The sequence below is a fragment of the Pedobacter sp. genome, assembly GCF_035317785.1.
Lineage (GTDB): Bacteria > Bacteroidota > Bacteroidia > Sphingobacteriales > Sphingobacteriaceae > Pedobacter.
Genome location: NZ_DATHGC010000246.1, coordinates 1 through 19,585 on the forward strand (window position 1 = coordinate 1; position 19,585 = coordinate 19,585).

A 19,585-nucleotide genomic window follows, 5' to 3' on the forward strand; every position below is an offset into this window, starting at 1 on the left:
TTTTGCCAGGTTTGCACTTGCCTCCTGAACATTGGCGCCGGTTTGGGCGAGCTGATATTTAGCTGCTGAATAATCTTCTTTAGATCTTCCCAGGTTTGTTTTGGCTGTCAGATAAGCGGCTTTAGCGGCGTCAAACTCTGATGCCGAAATCACTTTCTTGTTAAACAGCTCTACATTACGTTTATAAGTAGCCTCTGCGTTTACAAAGTTACCCTGGTTCTGCTGCAGCATCTGCTGAGCAGCTGCCACACTTGCTCTTTGCGAACTGTTAGTGGCGATAGCCCTGTCATAACCCGATTTCAGAACGTCCGGCCTTACTTTGATCAGAAGCTGTCCCTTCTTTACAACATCACCTTCTTTTACCAAAAGCTCAGTCACCTCGCCGGATACTTCAGAACTTAGCTTCACTTCTGTTTCGGGCTGAACTTTTCCGCTGGCGGTAACTGTTTCAATCACGTTTTTCTGGCTCGCCTTTTCTACCGTGACCTTTTCCGCTTTATCCCCGCCAATTAAACCGGTAAACTTTGCGACCGCAAGCAATACGATCAGGACGCCTACTATTATTAATATGGTTTTTAGTTTCATCTAATGTTTATTTTTTATATTGTGTATGTTGCCGTGTAGCTATAATGGTCTTTTAAAATTCAATCTGCCTGCCCAGGTAATAGTCGATTACTTTTGCTTTAAACAGCAGGTCATATTTGGCCCTGATCATATCTATCTCTGCCCTGTTTTTATTGGTTTGTGAAGTGCTGTAATCTAAAGAATTCACCAGTCCTACGTTATAACGCTGTTCAATTACAGAAAAAGATTCTTTGCGGGCAGCAAAAGTTTTTGAAGTCGATTCGAAAGTGCTTTGTGCAGCCTTTAGATCGGCAACAGCCTGGTAGATTACTTTGTTCAGGTTGTTTTTGGCCAGCTGTTCATCGGTCTGATTTTGCATGTAGGTTATTTTCGCCTTCCTTACCGCTGTCCTTGCCTGGAAACCATTAAATATCGGAATCTGCAGGCTAACACCTACATATTGACCAAAGTTGTCCTTGATCTGGTCTTTAAACTTGTAAGTTTCAGTAAGGGTTCGGAAATTAGCTGCCATTACTCTTTCTTTTGTAAATTCAGTTTCACCGATCGGACTTAAACCAGTTGGAATAATAACAGGAAGACCCAACTCGTTTAAAACCGCTATATCTCTTCCACTTGAATAATTGGTGTTCAGTCCAGCCCCAAATGATAAACTTGGATAATAATTGCCCTTCGCAATATCAACAGCCTTTTTGGAAGCCTCTGTACGCAACGCTGCAAGTTTGATATCAGGAAAAAGGCTCAGGGCACTGGAATAAACGTCTTCCGGATTATAGACACCCGCTGCATTGCTGAAACTGGATACATCAGGAGCCTGGACCACATACCTTGTGGAAGAAGGAATGTCCATCAGCTGTGCCAGTGTCAGATAGGAAATGGTTAATGCATTTTCAGCAGTGGTTACATCAAGTTCGGCAGTTGCCACCTGCGATTTAGACTCTGCCAGATCGGCCAGCGTTTTATTGCCCACATCCAGCAATTCCTGTTGCTGTTTTAACTGTTGCTGTGCAACAGCAAGCTGTTGTCTGGCAGCAACCAAAAAGTCTTTGTTATACAAAATCTGCATGTAAGAGGTGATGACCTGCAGGACAAGGTCATTCTTTACTTTTTCTGTATTCGTTTTACCGGCATCCAGGAGCAGCTTGTTCTGCCTGATCTGGTTCAGTTTCTGAAAACCCTGAAACACATCTATACTGGTTGAAACACCACCGTTAAATGAAGAAAATTGCTGGCTGCTGAACGATTGTGTTGACGGATCCAGACTCCGCCCAAAGTTGATGTTATAACTCCCATTACCATTTAGAGTGGGCAATAACGCAGCTCTGGCCTGTTTCAGGTCTTCGTCTGATAAGTTCTCACTGAGCTTGGACTGTTTAACCTGAAGGTTATTATTAAGGGTTTCTTCTATGGCCTGACGTATGGTGATCACCTCCTGGGCAGAAACGCTTTGCATAAGACCTGACACAAACAAAAAGGTAAATATTAAGGTAAGCCTGGATAATGTATTGTTAAGGGCAATTCTTTTCATAATTTAAATTTCACAATATTAACATAAACAACTTATTCATTTTGTAAATTTTCGGGTACAACAACCGTATTTTTTTATCTAAGTTTGAACATGTACCTGATAAAATCCCCGCTTCTGTTAAAATGGTATTATCCATCGCTTACCTGGCATAAAAACAGGAGTGATAAAGTCATCTATTTAACCTTTGACGATGGACCCATACCCGATGTTACAGACTTCGCATTAAAAACTTTAAAAGCCTTCGACGCAAAAGCTACCTTTTTCTGTATTGGAGATAACATTTATAAACATCCCGAAATTTTTGAAAATATAAAGAACGAAGGCCACAGCATCGGCAACCATACCTTCAATCATTTGAAAGGCTGGGCAACACCGGATGAAATATACCTAAAAAACTTTCAAAAGTGTCAGGAATTAACAAAAACGCATTTATTCCGCCCGCCTTACGGCAGGATTAAAAAGTCTCAGATCGCGAAACTCCGCAGCGCACATCCCGACACGCAGATTATTATGTGGGATGTTTTAAGCGGAGATTTTGACATCAGCCTTGATCCGCAAAAATGCTTTAAAAATGTGATAAAACATACCGGAAATGGCTCTATTGTCGTTTTTCACGACAGCATAAAGGCCTATGACCGTCTTAAATATGCATTACCCAAAGTATTACAGCATTTTACACAACAGGGTTATCATTTTGACTCTCTTTAAGTAGCTCTTTATCTAACCTCAGGCCAAAAACCTAAAACCACAAAACAAACTCTATTTCAAGCTGTTACAGCCGACAAGCTAAAACCAGGTGTTCATTTTCGTACAGCTGCGTCCAGTTATGAACGCCATTTCAAAATAACCAGCCGGATCAGACCGGCTTATCTGGTTAATTTAGAACCGGTATAAATAATATAATGATCTTCAGATGATGGCCCAGGCCTGTTTTTTTTTGTAAATTCGCTACAAATTATAAAATACTTACCCCTTTAACCTTTTTATCAATGGCTTTTGATATAGAAATGATCAAAAAGGTGTATGCAAACTTCGGCCCCCGAGTAGAGGCGGCACGTAAATTAGTAGGCAGACCCTTAACACTTTCAGAAAAAATACTTTACGCTCATCTTTGGGATGGCCAAGCAAGCACCGCTTATGTAAGAGGTACTGATTACGTAGATTTTGCTCCTGACCGTGTGGCCATGCAAGATGCCACTGCACAAATGGCCTTGTTACAATTCATGCAGGCCGGAAGGCCTAAGGTTGCCGTACCTTCCACAGTTCACTGTGATCACCTGATCACTGCAAAGAACGGCGCTGAAATAGATCTGCCGGCGGCAAATACAGAAAGCAAGGAAGTTTTCGATTTTTTAGCTTCAGTTTCAAATAAATATGGCATCGGTTTTTGGAAGCCGGGTGCGGGCATCATTCACCAGGTAGTGCTTGAAAATTATGCTTTTCCGGGCGGAATGATGATAGGTACTGATTCACACACTGTAAATGCGGGTGGTTTGGGTATGGTTGCTATCGGTGTTGGCGGTGCTGATGCCTGTGATGTAATGGCCGGATTGCCATGGGAGCTTAAATTTCCTAAGCTGATCGGGATCAAACTAACGGGAAAACTAAGCGGCTGGACTTCTCCTAAAGATGTGATCCTTAAAGTGGCTGGTATCTTAACCGTAAAGGGCGGTACTGGTGCCATTGTTGAATATTTTGGCGAGGGTGCACAGAACCTGAGTTGTACCGGCAAAGGAACCATTTGTAACATGGGTGCCGAAATCGGCGCTACTACTTCTACTTTTGGCTATGATGAGAGCATGGAGCGTTATTTACGTGCTACCAACAGGGCCGAAATAGCGGATGCTGCCAATGCAGTAAAAGAACACTTAACAGGTGATGCAGAAGTTTATGCTGAGCCGGAGAAATATTTTGACCAGCTGATCGAAATCGACCTTTCAGAACTGGAGCCTTACCTGAACGGTCCTTTCACACCGGATCTGGCTACACCTATTTCTAAAATGAAAGAAGTAGCTGCTGCTAATGGGTGGCCGTTGAAAGTAGAATGGGGTTTAATTGGCTCTTGCACCAACTCATCCTACGAGGATTTGTCAAGAGCGGCATCTATTGCTAAACAAGCTATTGACAAAGGCTTGACCACAAAGGCTGATTTCGGAATCAACCCGGGATCGGAACAAGTGCGCTACACTGCAAACCGTGATGGTTTACTGGGAACTTTTGAAGCGCTGAACGCCACCATCTTTACCAATGCCTGCGGGCCATGTATTGGCATGTGGGACAGGGTTGGCGCAGAAAAACAGGAAAAAAACACCATTGTACACTCGTTTAACAGGAATTTCGCTAAACGTGCCGACGGCAATCCAAATACGTTCGCCTTTGTAACTTCTCCTGAAATCGTAGCGGCAATTGCTATCGCGGGTGATTTGAGTTTTAATCCTTTAACTGATACCTTAACCAACAATAAAGGTGAACAAGTGAAGTTGGATCCGCCAAAAGGCGATGAGCTGCCGGCAAACGGTTATGCTGTAGAAGATGCCGGGTACCAGCAGCCGGCGGCTGATGGAAGTGGTGTAAACGTACTGGTTTCCCCTACTTCGCACAGGCTGCAATTGCTTGATCCGTTCACACCTTGGGAAGGCACTGACCTTAAAGGCCTGAAACTCCTGATCAAAGCAAAAGGTAAATGTACTACTGACCATATTTCTATGGCCGGACCATGGCTGAAATTCCGCGGACATCTGGACAACATTTCCAACAACATGCTGATTGGTGCTGTTAACTACTTCAACGAGAAAACTGATGACGTAAAAAACACGCTTACCGGCGAATATGGTCCTGTACCAGCTACTCAGCGTGCCTATAAAGCAGCAGGTTTGGGTTCGATAGTAGTAGGAGACGAAAACTACGGAGAAGGTTCAAGCCGTGAGCATGCCGCCATGGAGCCCCGTCACCTTGGAGTACGTGCCGTACTGGTTAAATCTTTTGCCCGTATTCACGAGACCAACCTGAAAAAACAAGGTATGCTTGGCCTTACCTTTGCCGATAAAGATGATTATGAGAAGATCCTGGAAGACGATGTTGTTGACATCCTGGGTTTAACTACATTCACGCCGAATGTTCCCTTAACACTGGTACTAAACCATGCTGATGGCACTAAGGAAGAGATCTCGGTAAACCACAGTTATAACGAGCAGCAGATCGAATGGTTCAAAGCGGGCGGTGCATTAAATATCATCCGCCGGGAGGCAGCAGCTAAGAACGCCTGACAGGTCTTTATACTGATATAAATTTTAAACTCCCGCAACACCTGCGGGAGTTTTTTTATGACTTCAGGAATTGCTGAAACCAATATCCTGAATCCTTTATGGTCCGCTGCTGCGTTTTAAAATCATTATAGACGAGGCCGAATCTGGCATTAAAACCTTCTGCCCATTCAAAATTATCCATAAGTGTCCAGGCCATATATCCACTGATGCTAAGTCCTTCCTGTTTTGCTTTTAACAGCGCAGCAAGGTAAAGCTGGAAATATTCAATGCGTTCGGTGTCCTGTACGCGGCCCCCGGTAAGTTTGTCATGATAGGCTGCTCCATTTTCTGTAATCATGAGATTTTTGATGTTTGGATAGGAAGAGAACTGTTTGATAATGTTATAAAAGCTATCGGCACTGATCTCCCAGCCCATGGCTGTATGTGGTTTCTTCCTGCTTTTTGCTTTTACCTCCCATGCCTGCAGAATGGGCACAAATGGATTGTATTTAACCGTTATGGGAAAATAATTCTGAAGGCCGATAAAATCAAAATCAAAGCTAAGCCGCCCGGTGTGCCGCCAGGTGGAGTGCTGAATGGTAAACTTTTCCATCACATCCCAGTTGGTCTCAGGATAGCCCATACCGAGGGCAGGCTCAATAAATAGCCGGTTCATCAAACAGTCAAATCTTTTGGCAGCCATCACATCTGCTTCGCTTTGTGTGTATGGAATTACTTCGGAGCAGGAGAAGCTGGTTCCGATATTGGCTCCCGAAACTTCTGACCTCAGAATCCTTCCTCCGTCTGCCTGGGCAATAGCGGCGTGATGAACTGCAGAAAAGAAATTGGTAAGCCCGGTTTGTCCGGGGGCATGTATACCCAGCATATAACCGAGTGAGGTAAAGCCAAAGGGCTCATTCAGCACGATCCAGTTTTTAACCTTATCGCCGTATGTTCTGGCACAAAGCGTTGTGAATTCATTGAAGGCATGATTGATGCTGTATGCGGTCCAGCCACCCTCCCGCTCCAGCGCTTCCGGCAGATCCCAATGGTATAAAGTAACGTAAGGAATAAGACCATTGGTCAGACATTCATCAATCACATCATGGTAAAACCGGATCCCTTCTTTATTTACAATGCCTTTCCCGGAAGGCAATACCCTGGACCAGGATATAGAAAACCGAAATACCTTAAAGCCAAGTGTTTTAACCAGCCTGATGTCTGATTGGTATTGGTGATAAAAATCGCATGCCGTCGCGGGATGATGTCCTTTTTTTATTTTTCCGGAACGTTTGGAGAAAGTGTCCCAGATGGAGGCTCCTCTGCCATACAAATCAGCTGCGCCCTCAATCTGGGTCGCAGCCACTGCTATTCCCCATAAAAAATCAGGACCAAAATCTGAAGCTTTAATCATATCCATTTATATTCACAGGCAATATGGCATTCCCGTATTAACTTAATGTTAAGCCGATCTGTTTGAGCAGCAGGGCCGCATTGAATGTTTTGCATGGCCCCTGTTTCAGCTTATAATCAAAGTTCATCTCTCCTTCGGAGATCTGTATGTCGAAATGATAATTCCTTATTTTCTGAGGGTAATCTGCTTCCATTTCGGAAAGCTGAAGGTCATGAGTGGCAAACAGGACCGGTGTTTTTTGTGCGATCAGCTTCTCGATAAACACCTTTGAACCGAGGTATTTATCCCTGCTGTTTGTCCCGCGCAGCATCTCGTCAATAAGCACGAAACAAGCAGGATTGCTAGCTGTCGCATCCAAAATCATCTTTAGACGATTCAATTCCGCTTTAAAGGTAGAAGTCTGGTCATTCAATGAATCCTTAATCCTCATGTAAGATATCAGGTTAAAAATAGATAGTGAAAGCCGCTTCGCGCAAACTGGCCCGCCAGAAAAAGCAAGAACCATATTCACACCCACGGTCCTCAGAAAGGTACTCTTTCCCGCCATATTGGATCCAGTTACAATGTCGGCGCTCGGTGCGGCTGCAACTGAAAAATCATTCAGCACGCGTACATGCCCGGGGATTAACGGATGGCCCATGGCTTCGGTGTTCAAATGGAACTCTTTCTTAATCTCAGCAAAAGTCCAGTCCGGCTGGTTATGGGCAAGGGTAGCAAATGAGATAATTTCCTCGAAATGACTGATCGTTTCCAACACCCTCAGCAAGCTGCCGGCAGACCGCTTATGCCAGCGATCCAATTGCATGGCGCAGCGGAAATCCCAGAGCAAAAACCCACGCAATATTGGCGCTAGAATCAAGTTCAACCCGGCGTCCAGCGCATCCACGATTTTAGAAAGCTGTTTGATTTCCGCACTCAGGGAGAGATCTCCCACTTCCGCACCAAATAAATTATTGATATAAGGGCTTTTCCATTTCACAGTTCTGGTCCACTTTACGGTGCCCGACAGGGCATTGAACATGTTCGCGCTTTTGCCAAAACCCTGATAAATACCCACAACTCCCTTTCGGTAAAAAAATACCATCGAAAGATTCAGCAGGAAATCTAAAGTAAACACTTGCCACCATACCCCGCCATTGACGATGGCAACCACCAATAAACCAATGGCAATCACAGGCGCGATTTGGGTATAAAGACGAAGTAGTTTACTTTGGATAAATGCCAGTTGTCCCGGCATTTGGTGTTCTACCTTATACTTCAGCATTTCCAATTGTTCCGGTTTATGATTTTGTAAGCCTGCCCTGAAGTGAAAGGTATCCTCAATGTGATCTCTAAATTCGGCAATAGCCGCCTGACGCTCCAGCAATTCTCCGGCCTGGCAGGGGCTGCTCAACCGCTCCGCTAAAAGTTTCATTCCGGTGATTGTATTAGACCGGTTAATCAAAGCGTACAGCGAGCCCGGACCATAGATGTCCAGATCTGAAGCATAGGGATGCGATTCTGAGGCGAAAGCGATACCGTTGTTATATTGCTGCTGACCAGTCAGCATGAGCTTCGCTTCATTTTTAAAAACAAACAGCAGCTTTTCTGCATAATTGAGTGCTTCCTGAACTATGCTTTGCCGCTTAACCAATCCCAGGAAAAAAAGGACAGGTCCCAACAGGAGCACGCCCATTACCCAGTGGTAACCCTCACTGATAATCAGCGCAACGATCAATATTTCCGCAATGAAAGCGCCCAGCCTTGACAGGGAAATGCGATTCAATTTGCTTTTAAGTTCTATTATAAGTGTTTCCTGAATCTGTATGTGATTTTGATAAGCCGCTAAAATACTTTCTCTTGTTTTAACCATTATATTTGATGCGATTGTTAAATTTAACTGCTCAGCCCGGAGCAATTCCTGTCAAAGGGAGCAGCGTGCGTAAAGATAGCAATCTAATGGCGGGTAAAAACTGTAATTGATGAAGATAACATTACTTGTAGTAGGCAAGACTGAAGACCGGTACTTGATTGAAGGGATAGATAAATATTTGGGCAGGCTCAAGCATTATATCGGATTCCAGATCACCGTTATTCCTGAGATCAAAAACACCAAAAACTTAAGCATGGCACAGCAGAAAAGCCGCGAAGGAGAATTGATCCTGAAGCATGTTGGCAACACCGACACGGTGATCCTGCTGGATGAGAAAGGCAAAAAATATACTTCGGTGCTGTTTGCCAATTTCCTGAACAAACAAATGATCGGAAGTGTTCAGCAGATGATATTTGTGATAGGCGGACCGTACGGATTTGACGAACCTATCTATAAAAGGGCAAATGGCAGTATATCTCTTTCAGACATGACCTTTTCCCACCAGATGGTACGGTTGTTTTTTGTAGAGCAGCTTTACAGGGCTTTTAGTATCTTAAAGGGGGAACCCTATCATCATGAGTGAATTTATGGAATTCTGTTCCAGCCATCATCATTATATAAAAAGGAGGCATTATGCAACTACCAAGTGATTTTAAAAGAAACTATAAGTTTAAAAGTGACAAGAAGAAAGACCGTTTGAGTTATATTATAGCTATTGTTATTTCTGCCATTGCCTTTATATTGTTGTGGTATTTTCTTTAAAAACTGTTATATTTCTGCATTAATAGTTTACATAAAGAAAAGCCATATTATGTCCATTTCATTGCCAGGCCGCAGGCAGGCACTAAAAACAATCGGCTTAACTGCCGGAGCTTCCCTATTGAAGGTCCCTGTTTCTAATGCTGCTGCTGAGAAGACCCCCGCGGCAAGCTTTAAATTCTCCTTAAACATGAGTACCATAAGGGGTCAAAAACTTGGCTTTATCAGAGAATTGCAAACGGCAGCAAAGGCAGGCTTCAGTTCAGTCGAGATCTGGATAGACACTTTTCAGACCTACCTGCAAAATGGCGGCTCAACGGCAGAGGCCAAAAAGATCATTGATGACCTTGGGATTACGGTTGAGAATGCCATTGGATTTGCCAAATGGATAGCCGATGATGAGCTCATCAGGAAAACCGCCCTCAAACAATTGCAGGGAGAAATGGAATTGCTGGCAAAGATCGGCTGCAAACGTATAGCTGCACCTCCGATGGGCGCTACTGCGCTGCCGCTGATTGATCTGAATGCCGTTACAGAACGCTACATTACCGTTCTGCAAATGGGCAGGCAGACCGGTGTTAAGCCGCTGGCGGAAATGTGGGGCGGTTCGGAAAACCTGAAAAAAATTAGCCATGTACTGTATATAACTACAGAAAGCGGGCACAAAGACGCGAGCGTGCTTTTAGATGCTTTTCACATTTTCAAAGGTGGTTCGGACCCGGAGAGCTTGTCTTTTGTGGGCAGGCACGCGATAGAAGTCTTTCATATTAACGATTATCCGTCGGATATAGCTCCCGCTAAAATATCAGAACCTGACAGGATCTATCCGGGAGATGGCATTGCCCCGCTCAAACAAATGTTGAAAATCCTGAAAAATCCGGATAAACCGGTAATATTGTCTCTCGAAGTATTTAACGAAAGCTATTATGCTCAGGACGCCCTGCTGGTTGCCAAAACCGGCCTGGCCAAAATGAAGGCTGTTGCTGCCGGGATATAAACGTATATAAAACAATAAATGCCATGACCAGAATGATATCCTTAAAATACCTCCTGGTATTTTTTTTAGTCTCCGCCTCGGCCCGCAGCTTTGCACAGTCTGCAGCGGCTGAAACGAAAATACAGGAAGCCATTAAAAAGTACGATGCTGTTGGCCTTTCGGTAGCGGTGGTGAAGAAAGGCAAGATTATTTATACGCATTCTTTTGGGCTGAAGGACATAGAAGGCAATACCCCGCTAAACGAAAACAGCTTGTTTAGAATAGCTTCCATTTCAAAATCATTTTCGGCCACGTCTGTAATGCAGCTTGTGGAAAAGGGGAAGCTCTCATTAGCTGATGACTTCAGCAAGCTTGTGGGCTTTAAAGTACGTAATCCTAAGTATCCCGAAACTGTGATCACCCTTAAAATGGTGATGTCGCACACATCAGGCATAAATGACAGCCAGGGATATTTTAACCTGGATGTGATCAACCCTGCTAAAAATCCGGATTGGACAAAATGCTATAACAGCTATGAGCCCGGCAAAGGTTATCAGTATTGCAACCTGAATTATAACATGATAGGTACGGTCATAGAAAACCTGGGAGGTGAACGGTTTGACCAGTATGTAAAACACCACATTCTTGACCCTCTGAAATTATATGGCGGATATTGTGTGGATTCCCTGGATAACAGCTTATTTACGACACTTTATGAATATGATACTGTTTCCAAAAAATTCACTGCTGCTCCAATGGCTTATGCGCCAAGAAGGGAAGAACTTAAAAATTATGTAATGGGTTACAGTACCCCGATACTATCGCCTACCGGGGGAATGAAGATTTCTGCCTCCGACCTGGCAAGGTACATGACCATGCACATGTATAAAGGGGAATACAATGGAGTAAGGGTCCTTTCAAAAAAGAGTGCTGTGACCATGCAAACCAAAATATCAGATGAGGAAGGGTATGGACTGGCCATACGCACTGTGGACAGCTTAATACCTGGTAAAATAATGAAAGGGCATACGGGCTCTGCTTATGGACTATTCAGTACCATGTTCTTTCAGCCGGATGAAAAATTCGGATTTGTGGTAATCACCAACGGATGCAGGGATACTTATACCAATGGCTTTAATGACTTGCTGGCCACTACAGTCAATATTCTTTATGACAACTTTATTAAATAAAAAAAGGGGTCTTAAACCCCTTTTTTACTTGTCATACTTGCCTTTTTAGCGGGCTGTGCCGTTTTAGCCGGAGCCTTTGCATTGGCAGGTTTTGGTGTAGCTTTCAGCTTTTTCTCCGGTTTCTCTTCTGTTTTTATTCCTTCTTGCTCTGATCCTGCCACAGCGGTTTCAGTAAACAACGGAAGATCTTTTAGCAGGTGGTACCAGCTTACGATCTTCTTCATGTCTGAAGTATATACTTTTTCACGGTCATGATCAGGGGCTACCTCTTCAAAGAACTTCTTTAAATCAGCTCCGTCTGATTTTGCATCAGGTACATCTCCCTTTACTGCGGCGATGTTTGTGAGTACATCCACCAGCTTAAGATCGTCTTCCTGACTGTAAACCGTAATGTCTTCTAAAGAAGCAAGTTTTGTGGTAGTAATGTTGGCCACAATTTTAACTTTTTGAGCATCAAGGCTCTCAAGTACGTATCCGCCTTTATTTTGACCTACCAACTTAAATAGGCCTGGTCTGCCAGATACCGCTACTATTCCTCTTAAATTCATATTAATCTTCTATTACTTCTATTCCTAAAACCCTGTCTCCTTGTCTGATATCGTCTACAATATCTACATTTTCTACGACTTTACCGAAACAGGTGTGATTTCTGTCCAGATGAGCAGTATTATCCCTGCTGTGGCAGATGAAAAATTGTGAGCCGCCTGTGTTTCTTCCGGCATGTGCCATAGAAAGCACACCGCGGTCATGATACTGGTTTTCCCCAGTCAGCTCACAATCAATTTTATAACCCGGACCGCCGGTACCTGCCAAATGTGCTTTTGCAGGATCCTTAGAATTCGGACATCCTCCCTGGATCATAAAATTAGGGATCACCCTGTGAAATGTAATGCCGTCATAAAATCCTTCAGCTGCCAGTTTTTTAAAATTAGCTACTGCTATTGGTGCATCCTGCTCGTAAAACTCGACAGTCATGTCACCTTTCTCTGTTTTAATTATTGCTTTGCTCATGGTATTTTTTTGTAAAAGGCCAAACTTAGTAAAACTGCGCTAGCATTCGTCAATATTTTTGAAAAAAAAACGTTTACTTAGTTATATTTACCACATAACGACACGACCTTGAAGAAAGTATTGCTCATCTGTTTATTGTTCACCATCACACTGACTGTCAAAGCTTCATCGATCCTGATCTATATGGACGAAGATCAGAAGAACCATTTGAAAGCTTATGGGATTGCTTACTGGAGTATCAATCAAACTGCTGATGTAAGCTGGTTGCTCAATTACAGAGGCGGGAGCTTTTTGATCGGCTACAATAAGACCATAGAAGATGAATGCAAAACCAGGGGTGTTTCTTACCAGGTGCTTGCGGACGGAAAAGTAACGGGTATCTTGAACGAGATCAGTGACCCGCAGGTGAATATGGAAATGGTAAAACTGGAAAAGGCACCGAAGATTGCGGTGTACTCCCCAAAAAGCAAACTTCCATGGGACGATGCGGTAACAATGGTACTCACTTATGCTGAAATCCCATATGATGTGATCTATGACGATGAGGTTTTGAAAGATAAACTGACGGGTTATGACTGGCTGCACCTTCATCATGAGGATTTTACAGGTCAGTACGGGCGGTTCTGGAGTTCATTCAGAAATGCGGCCTGGTACCGGGACGATGTAAAAAATCAGGAAGCGACCGCCAAAAAAAATGGATTTAAGAAAGTTTCGGAAATGAAACTTCAGGTGGCTAAAAGGATAAAGGAATTTTGCGTGGGTGGCGGCTTTCTCTTTGCCATGTGTTCGGGTACAGACAGCTTTGACATTGCCCTGAGTGCCGAAGGCGTAGACATCTGTGAAAGTATGTTTGATGGTGACGCCGCAGATCCCATGGCCCAGTCTAAAATTGACTTCAGCAAAACGCTTGCATTCAAAGATTTTAAACTGGACATCAATCCGGGCAACTATGAATTTTCGAATATTGATGTAACCCAGAACAGAACCCTGATCCAGTCCAGTGATTTTTTTACATTATTTGATTTTTCTGCCAAATGGGACCTCGTGCCTACAATGCTGACCCAAAACCACGATAAAGTGATAAAGGGGTTTATGGGTCAGACTACGGCTTTTAAAAAGAGCCTGGTAAAACCTAGTGTGACCGTACTGGGAGAAAATAAGGGCGCAGAAGAAGTGCGTTATCTGAATGGAGAAATCGGCAAAGGTCAGTTTACATTTTACGGAGGCCACGATCCTGAAGATTACCAGCACCAGGTTGGGGATCCGCCGACGGACCTGAACCTGCATCCAAATTCACCCGGTTACAGGCTGATATTAAATAATGTATTATTTGTGGCCGCCAAAAAGAAGCCTCAGAAGACCTAGATCTTTAATCGTAAAAATTCCAGCTGACTCCGAATTTCAGCAGCTGCCGGTCTTGCATTGGGTACCTGTCAACAGTATAATATCCTTTTGAGAAAAGGCCCTGGTTTACGTAGTCACATTTGACGAATATATTTGCCCTTCTTAAGCTGGCTTTGACCCAAACGTCGACAACGGGCTCGGTATTAAATGAATGGGTATTCTCTGCTAAAGGGATATAAAACTGCCCGGCTGCCGGAGAGTAAGCATATGCCTGGTAGGAAGTATTGTAGCGAAGATCGAATCCAATATTGGTCTTTAACACCTTAAAGAAGGTCTGATCAAGGTAAAAACTGTTGAAGGTATAAATCTCGGGCGTGCGGAGCTTACCCGGATTATCTGTTTTTTGATAGACTATGTAGCTGTCCAGATTGAACTTGCGATAGGTAAATTTCTTGCCCAGGGAAATTTTGAGCAGGTTGACGCTGCCGTCCAGTTGTGCTGGCAATATACCTTTGGCAATCTCGCCGTTCTCTGTAAAATACAGATAGTTGGTGATCAGGTAATATTCTGCCTTCGCATCGAGTTTTAGCGGTTCATTAAGATAGTTGAAAGAAAGGTTAATGGTCTTCGTTCGATCGAAACTATTCCCTTTTCCATCGCCGATCCAATTGTAATGGTTACCAAAATAACGGTTATAGATCTCTTCAGGGGATTTGTTTTGAAAGTATGAACCTAAAACAATACGCCCTACTGATTTGCTGAGCAGCACATTACTTTTGGCCTCGTAAAGAAAATCACCTGTATTCCTGCCCTGAAAGATCTGCTGAAGGTCCACATTCAGATCTATGCGGTTGCTAAACCTGTATCCGGCAGAACCGAGAAGAGTAACGTTCTGAAAGGTCGCGTTGTAATTGTAATATCTGCCCGTATCCCGGTAAAGCACGGACTGATTATATTTATAAAATTCATGCCTGATACCTGCATCCAGTTTCAGTTCGTTCTTGATGATGGTACTCGATTTGGCACGCAAAAAGAAACTGTATATAAATTCGTTTTGTATCCGGCGGTAGGAAGTGCTGTCATTGGTATATGCCGGATCTGATGCTCCTTGCGGAATTACAGAAAGGTCATCTGTCTCGTCTTTTTGAAAGTCGTAAGAATTGGCGTCATATTTCAATGTATAGGCAATTTTATTGGTAGGTAATATTTTTTGGGTGATCTCCTGTTCAGTACTGTCTATACGGCCTACGAAATAGGTTTGTTTGAGCATAAAGGAACTTTGACGATAGAGCCTTTTGGCACTGGTCAGCCTGATGGCTTCGGCCTGCCTGTCTGTCGCAATGGCGCTATTGTCCTCACTTTGATTACTTGATGAAAAAATTTCTTCATTATATATGGATCCATTTTCCTGGGCTTTTAGCGTATTAAAGACACCACTTGCCCATAAATTGTACCTTTTGCTCGGCGACTGGAACCAGGTAAACAGTGCCCCGTTCAGGTGATCACCACGCTGGCGCCGGTAAAAACCATTTGCCCCGATCCTGTTAAAATTGGCGCCTATATTCCAGTTGGGCTTGATGTTTTGGGAGTGGATAACTTTGAATACCTGCTCCACCTCTCCGGCGCTGACATAATAAAGACTGGTGAAGGGTGCCCGGGCCTGGTAATACCTGACATCTTCGTGTGTCATGGCATAAATATCGAGTGTATGAAAACCCGGGTCAAAACCAATGGTTTTTGATGGCTCAAAAAGTAGTGCCATTTGGGACAGACCGAGATTGCCTGTGCTGATCGTAGGCCTTTTGGGTTGTACCAGCACACTAAAGTTATGAAAACCAGTTAAGGTGGTATCCAATGCCAGCGTTTGAATGCTGTCCTTTGTAAGCCTCAGCGTGGTATACCTGATGAACCTGGAAGTAAAAATAATCGAATCTTTACCTTCTTCTTCCTGCTTTCGCAGTGAATCCAGTTCCTTATTTTCATTAACGGTAGTCTTTAAATCCTGAGCGAACAGTCTTCCGCTGCTAAGGATGGAAAGAAAGAAAAGGAATAGGACAATGTTTCTGCGCATTATAAGGTTGATATTAACTGGCTCAATATTTTTGTCATGTTTGGTTCTGCTGCACTTGCGGTCTCCAGTATTTCTTCGAGGCTTACCGGTTGAAGTATTTCGGGAAAACCTTCATCTGTAAGGACTGAAATTGCAAACACAGGTATACTCATGTGGTTGGCCACAATTACTTCCGGCACAGTACTCATTCCCACAGCATCGCCACCAATGATGCGCAGGTAATTGTATTCAGCTTTAGTTTCAAGATTTGGGCCTGTTACGGCAATGTAAACGCCTTTATGGCAATTAATGTTGTGATCTTTGGCAATATTTAACGCCGTTTCTATCAATTTTCTGCTATATGGCTGGCTCATGTCCGGAAATCTCGGCCCCATGTCCGAGTCATTACTCCCTCTCAACGGACTTTCGGGCTGCAGGTTGATGTGGTCACAAATGACCATGAGGTCTCCCTTTTTGAATTCAGGATTTAAAGATCCGGCAGCATTGGAGACAAAAAGATGTGCAATACCCAATGCTTTCATGGCCCTGATCGGGAAAGTGATCTGCTGCATGCTATAACCCTCGTAGTAATGCAACCTGCCCTGCATGGCCACTATTTTCTTTCCCTTAAGCTTGCCGAATATGAGCTTACCCGAATGGAATTCTAGTGTAGAGATCGGGAAATTCGGAATATTCGAATACATCAGGCTGTATTCTACTTCAATATCGCCGACAAGACCACCCAGCCCGGTACCCAGTACTATTCCTATCTCCGGCTGGAAATTATCTGTTTTTCGCTTTATATATTCAACGGTCTCGTGAAGTGCCTGAAACATAGTTTAAGATCTTTTGGTCAAAGGTAGCTTTATCTTCATGTTGCAAAGCTATTTTAACCGGTAAATAAAATACCGACAAATTTAAAAGTAATTCTTTTAATACGTTACTTCTCAAACGCTGTGCATCTTTTTCAGTGGTAATGATCAATTTATCCGCTGAAGGGTCTTGATTGAACGTACTGATTAGCCTTTTAATGTCCTGCGGTTTGAAATTGTAATGGTCCGAATAATCGTAATGACAGATTTTCTGACTATACTGCCCAAGGTAGGCTACCAGGGGCCGGGGGTTGGCAATGCCGGTGAGCAGGAAGATGGTTGTATCCGCAGAAATGTCCTGTAAAGGTTTTACCTCAGCTGACAGCAAATGAACAAGCTGACCATAGGCAAGTCCGGAAAAAAACAAGTTCTCTTTTGCCTCGTCGTTAAATTTGCGCCCGCATTGTAGCCTTTGTCCGGGAGCGGTTTCCAAAGGAGCCTTTGTTACCAGCAAAGCATTTGCTCTTTTATACCCGAAAAATGGTTCTCGTAAATTGCCAGCCGGCAAAAGAAACTGCCAGCTCAGCAGTTTTTGGAATTCGAAAAGCAGAATACTAAATCCGGGTTTTACAGCCCGGTGCTGAAAGGCATCATCGAGGATGACCAGGTCATGATCTGCTTTAAGCAGATCAATGCCCTTGACCCTGTCTTCACAAACCGCAACGGTAACCCTAGGAAATTTGGTATAAAACTGCATGGGTTCATCACCAATGGTCTCTGCAGTGGCGGTTTGGTCTGCAACAATAAACCCTTTGGTATTGCGGCCATAGCCTCTGCTGAGTATGGCAATGCGTTTATCATCCAGTAAGCTGACCAGGTATTCCGTTACCGGGGTTTTGCCCGAGCCGCCTACGACGAGGTTGCCGACACATATGACAGGAATTTCAAAGCGAACGGATTTGAATATGCCGGTGTCATATAGTATATTCCTCACCAGGACAACTATCCCATATAGGACTGAAAACGGAAGTAACAATAACCGCAGGTATTTTATCATGAGCAGGACTCAAAAATAACAATAAAATAATTACTTATCTTTGCCAAAACAATTATTCATAACATGCTTAAAGGATTTTTTAACGTACCTGTCCCGGTTAATGAGCCTATTTTGGCTTACGCTCCGGGGAGTAAAGAACGTGAACTTTTGAGGGCAGCGATAGCCGATGCCCGTTCCAAACAAATTGACATGCCAATGTTTATAGGCGGTAAGGAAGTGCATACCGACAATAAAGGTATTACTACTCCTCCGCATGATCATCAGCATGTGCTCGGTAAATACAGCAAGGGTAACAAAACCCATATATTACAGGCAATTGATGCAGCGTTAGCGGCCAAGACTGACTGGGAAAATCTTGCATGGGAACATCGGGCAGCGATATTTCTAAAAGCAGCGGATCTTATCGCGGGACCTTATCGCTATAAACTGAATGCGGCGACAATGCTTGGCCAGAGTAAAAATGCTTACCAGGCAGAGATTGACTCTGCATGTGAGCTGATCGATTTCCTGCGTTTCAACGTGAGCTATATGTGTGACATTTACAAGCAGCAGCCTCCCGTTTCACCAAAAGGTTCATGGAACCGCGTGGAACAGCGTCCGCTGGAAGGCTTTGTGTTTGCGCTTACACCTTTTAACTTTACCGCCATAGCAGGAAACCTGCCAACCTCTGCCGCAATGATGGGCAATGTGGTCGTATGGAAACCTGCAAATACACAGATCTTTGCTGCCAATGTACTGATGCAGATCTTTAAAGAAGCAGGTTTGCCGGATGGAGTGATTAACCTGGTCTATGTATCCGGTCCTGATGCCGGTGACGTGATCTTTAGTCACCCTGATTTTGCAGGAATCCATTTCACAGGCTCTACAGGAGTATTTCAGAACATCTGGAAAACCATTGGCAACAACATCCATAAGTTTAAAACCTATCCGCGTATAGTTGGTGAGACTGGCGGCAAGGACTTTATCCTGGTACATGGTTCAGCTGACGCGGAAGCATCCAGCACGGCTATCATTCGGGGCGCTTTTGAATACCAGGGACAGAAGTGTTCTGCTGCCTCACGCGTTTATATCGCAAAGAGCATATGGCCTAAGATAAAAGCGTTCATGCAACGCGACCTGGCTACCTTTAAAATGGGCGGAACTGAAGATTTCAGCAATTTTATCAATGCTGTTATTGATGAGAATTCTTTTGATAAACTGGCCAAATATATAGATGAAGCAAAAAAAGATGCTTCAGTGGAAATTATTGCTGGCGGAGGTTATGACAAATCTAAAGGATATTTTATCGAACCAACTGTTCTTGTCGTTAAAGACCCGATGTATACCACTATGTGCGAGGAACTTTTCGGCCCCGTTTTAACAGTTTATATCTACGATGATGCAGATTTTGATCAGGTATTGGATATTGTTGACTCAACTTCTATCTATGCCCTGACAGGTGCCTTTATTGCTCAGGACCGTTATGCCATTGAGAAAGCAACCCATCGTTTGAGAAATGCGGCCGGCAACTTTTACATCAATGATAAGTGTACGGGAGCGGTAGTAGGCCAGCAGCCATTTGGCGGGGCCAGAGGTTCTGGGACAAATGACAAAGCAGGTTCTATGATCAATCTTCTGCGCTGGGTTTCTCCACGTGCCATCAAAGAAACTTTTGATCCGCCTAAAGATTACAGGTATCCTTTTTTGGTGGAGGATTAAATACAAAAATGAGACAATAAAAAACTCCCGGCGATATCGCCGGGAGTTTTTTCATTTGGATACTATA

At 43.7% G+C, this 19,585-nt stretch carries 16 protein-coding genes; 7 read left to right on the forward strand and 9 right to left on the reverse strand.

Features of this window, described 5'->3' with window-relative positions; genetic code table 11:
• Positions 1-585: efflux RND transporter periplasmic adaptor subunit (locus tag VK541_RS14950; protein WP_324371120.1), on the reverse strand; the 585-nt coding region annotated here is incomplete at its 3' end.
• Between the two features lie 52 nt (positions 586-637).
• Positions 638-2,110: a TolC family protein gene (locus tag VK541_RS14955; protein WP_324371121.1), complete on the reverse strand. Its 1,473-nt coding sequence runs from the start codon at positions 2,108-2,110 to the stop codon at positions 638-640.
• 90 nt (positions 2,111-2,200) lie between these two features.
• Between VK541_RS14955 and VK541_RS14960 the strand changes: the two genes are divergently transcribed.
• Together VK541_RS14960 and VK541_RS14965 are read left to right on the forward strand one after the other, a co-directional pair.
• The gene (locus VK541_RS14960) at positions 2,201-2,818 is read left to right on the forward strand and encodes a polysaccharide deacetylase family protein (protein WP_324371122.1); all 618 of its coding nucleotides are present in this window, start codon (positions 2,201-2,203) and stop codon (positions 2,816-2,818) included.
• Positions 2,819-3,099: 281 nt separating this feature from the next.
• On the forward strand, positions 3,100-5,376 hold the full coding sequence (locus VK541_RS14965; RefSeq protein ID WP_324371123.1) for an aconitate hydratase: 2,277 nt from the start codon (positions 3,100-3,102) through the stop codon (positions 5,374-5,376).
• A 55-nt stretch (positions 5,377-5,431) separates the two neighbouring features.
• Here the strand turns inward: VK541_RS14965 and VK541_RS14970 are convergent, their stop codons facing one another.
• Both VK541_RS14970 and VK541_RS14975 read right to left on the reverse strand, forming a co-directional pair.
• Entirely contained in the window at positions 5,432-6,769 is a 1,338-nt protein-coding gene (locus VK541_RS14970) for a GH1 family beta-glucosidase (RefSeq protein ID WP_324371124.1), read from the reverse strand.
• 37 nt (positions 6,770-6,806) lie between these two features.
• Positions 6,807-8,621 (reverse strand): MutS-related protein, encoded by a 1,815-nt coding sequence (locus tag VK541_RS14975; RefSeq protein ID WP_324371125.1) that lies wholly within the window; start codon positions 8,619-8,621, stop codon positions 6,807-6,809.
• A 109-nt stretch (positions 8,622-8,730) separates the two neighbouring features.
• Between VK541_RS14975 and rlmH the strand changes: the two genes are divergently transcribed.
• The 3 genes from rlmH (at position 8,731) to VK541_RS14990 (ending at position 11,546) form a co-directional block, all read left to right on the forward strand.
• A complete protein-coding gene (gene rlmH / locus VK541_RS14980) occupies positions 8,731-9,204 on the forward strand; it encodes a 23S rRNA (pseudouridine(1915)-N(3))-methyltransferase RlmH (protein ID WP_324371126.1) in 474 nt (157 codons plus the stop codon).
• 228 nt (positions 9,205-9,432) lie between these two features.
• Entirely contained in the window at positions 9,433-10,377 is a 945-nt protein-coding gene (locus VK541_RS14985; RefSeq protein WP_324371127.1) for a sugar phosphate isomerase/epimerase family protein, read from the forward strand.
• 23 nt (positions 10,378-10,400) lie between these two features.
• Complete coding sequence (locus tag VK541_RS14990) at positions 10,401-11,546, forward strand: serine hydrolase domain-containing protein (protein ID WP_324371128.1); 1,146 nt, start codon at positions 10,401-10,403, stop codon at positions 11,544-11,546.
• Between the two features lie 11 nt (positions 11,547-11,557).
• On the opposite strand, the gene VK541_RS14995 is transcribed toward VK541_RS14990, so the two are convergent.
• On the reverse strand, positions 11,558-12,094 hold the full coding sequence (locus VK541_RS14995; RefSeq protein ID WP_324371129.1) for a DUF5606 domain-containing protein: 537 nt from the start codon (positions 12,092-12,094) through the stop codon (positions 11,558-11,560).
• 1 nt (position 12,095) lies between these two features.
• Complete coding sequence (locus tag VK541_RS15000; protein ID WP_324371130.1) at positions 12,096-12,557, reverse strand: peptidylprolyl isomerase; 462 nt, start codon at positions 12,555-12,557, stop codon at positions 12,096-12,098.
• A gap of 183 nt (positions 12,558-12,740) precedes the next feature.
• Between VK541_RS15000 and VK541_RS15005 the strand changes: the two genes are divergently transcribed.
• Positions 12,741-13,922, forward strand: coding sequence for an asparagine synthetase B (locus VK541_RS15005; protein ID WP_324371181.1), 1,182 nt, complete (start codon positions 12,741-12,743; stop codon positions 13,920-13,922).
• Between the two features lie 4 nt (positions 13,923-13,926).
• Here VK541_RS15005 and VK541_RS15010 read toward each other — a convergent pair whose 3' ends face one another.
• Genes VK541_RS15010 through lpxK form a run of 3 tightly spaced genes read right to left on the reverse strand, consistent with a single transcriptional unit; the run spans position 13,927 to position 17,820 of the window.
• Positions 13,927-15,972: a putative porin gene (locus tag VK541_RS15010; RefSeq protein WP_324371131.1), complete on the reverse strand. Its 2,046-nt coding sequence runs from the start codon at positions 15,970-15,972 to the stop codon at positions 13,927-13,929.
• Positions 15,972-16,787, reverse strand: coding sequence for a purine-nucleoside phosphorylase (locus tag VK541_RS15015; RefSeq protein ID WP_324371132.1), 816 nt, complete (start codon positions 16,785-16,787; stop codon positions 15,972-15,974). The genes VK541_RS15010 and VK541_RS15015 overlap by 1 nt, the downstream gene beginning before the upstream one ends.
• Positions 16,759-17,820 carry a tetraacyldisaccharide 4'-kinase gene (lpxK, locus tag VK541_RS15020; RefSeq protein WP_324371133.1) on the reverse strand — a complete coding sequence of 354 codons (1,062 nt, stop codon included), beginning with the start codon at positions 17,818-17,820 and terminating at the stop codon, positions 16,759-16,761. Before lpxK ends, VK541_RS15015 begins: the two co-directional genes overlap by 29 nt.
• Before the next feature lie 63 nt (positions 17,821-17,883).
• Here lpxK and pruA point away from each other — a divergent pair, with 63 nt between their 5' ends.
• Positions 17,884-19,518 (forward strand): L-glutamate gamma-semialdehyde dehydrogenase, encoded by a 1,635-nt coding sequence (gene pruA / locus VK541_RS15025; protein ID WP_324371134.1) that lies wholly within the window; start codon positions 17,884-17,886, stop codon positions 19,516-19,518.
• Positions 19,519-19,585 lie beyond the last annotated feature (67 nt).

Bases quoted from the DNA above. Each gene is read 5' to 3' on its own strand.
- VK541_RS14955 (WP_324371121.1), bottom strand. From the start codon at position 2,110: ATGAAAAGAATTGCCCTTAACAATACATTATCCAGGCTTACCTTAATA.
- VK541_RS14960 (WP_324371122.1), top strand. From the start codon at position 2,201: ATGTACCTGATAAAATCCCCGCTTCTGTTAAAATGGTATTATCCATCG.
- VK541_RS14965 (WP_324371123.1), top strand. From the start codon at position 3,100: ATGGCTTTTGATATAGAAATGATCAAAAAGGTGTATGCAAACTTCGGC.
- VK541_RS14970 (WP_324371124.1), bottom strand. From the start codon at position 6,769: ATGATTAAAGCTTCAGATTTTGGTCCTGATTTTTTATGGGGAATAGCA.
- VK541_RS14975 (WP_324371125.1), bottom strand. From the start codon at position 8,621: ATGGTTAAAACAAGAGAAAGTATTTTAGCGGCTTATCAAAATCACATA.
- rlmH (WP_324371126.1), top strand. From the start codon at position 8,731: ATGAAGATAACATTACTTGTAGTAGGCAAGACTGAAGACCGGTACTTG.
- VK541_RS14985 (WP_324371127.1), top strand. From the start codon at position 9,433: ATGTCCATTTCATTGCCAGGCCGCAGGCAGGCACTAAAAACAATCGGC.
- VK541_RS14990 (WP_324371128.1), top strand. From the start codon at position 10,401: ATGACCAGAATGATATCCTTAAAATACCTCCTGGTATTTTTTTTAGTC.
- VK541_RS14995 (WP_324371129.1), bottom strand. From the start codon at position 12,094: ATGAATTTAAGAGGAATAGTAGCGGTATCTGGCAGACCAGGCCTATTT.
- VK541_RS15000 (WP_324371130.1), bottom strand. From the start codon at position 12,557: ATGAGCAAAGCAATAATTAAAACAGAGAAAGGTGACATGACTGTCGAG.
- VK541_RS15005 (WP_324371181.1), top strand. From the start codon at position 12,741: ATGGACGAAGATCAGAAGAACCATTTGAAAGCTTATGGGATTGCTTAC.
- VK541_RS15010 (WP_324371131.1), bottom strand. From the start codon at position 15,972: ATGCGCAGAAACATTGTCCTATTCCTTTTCTTTCTTTCCATCCTTAGC.
- VK541_RS15015 (WP_324371132.1), bottom strand. From the start codon at position 16,787: ATGTTTCAGGCACTTCACGAGACCGTTGAATATATAAAGCGAAAAACA.
- lpxK (WP_324371133.1), bottom strand. From the start codon at position 17,820: ATGATAAAATACCTGCGGTTATTGTTACTTCCGTTTTCAGTCCTATAT.
- pruA (WP_324371134.1), top strand. From the start codon at position 17,884: ATGCTTAAAGGATTTTTTAACGTACCTGTCCCGGTTAATGAGCCTATT.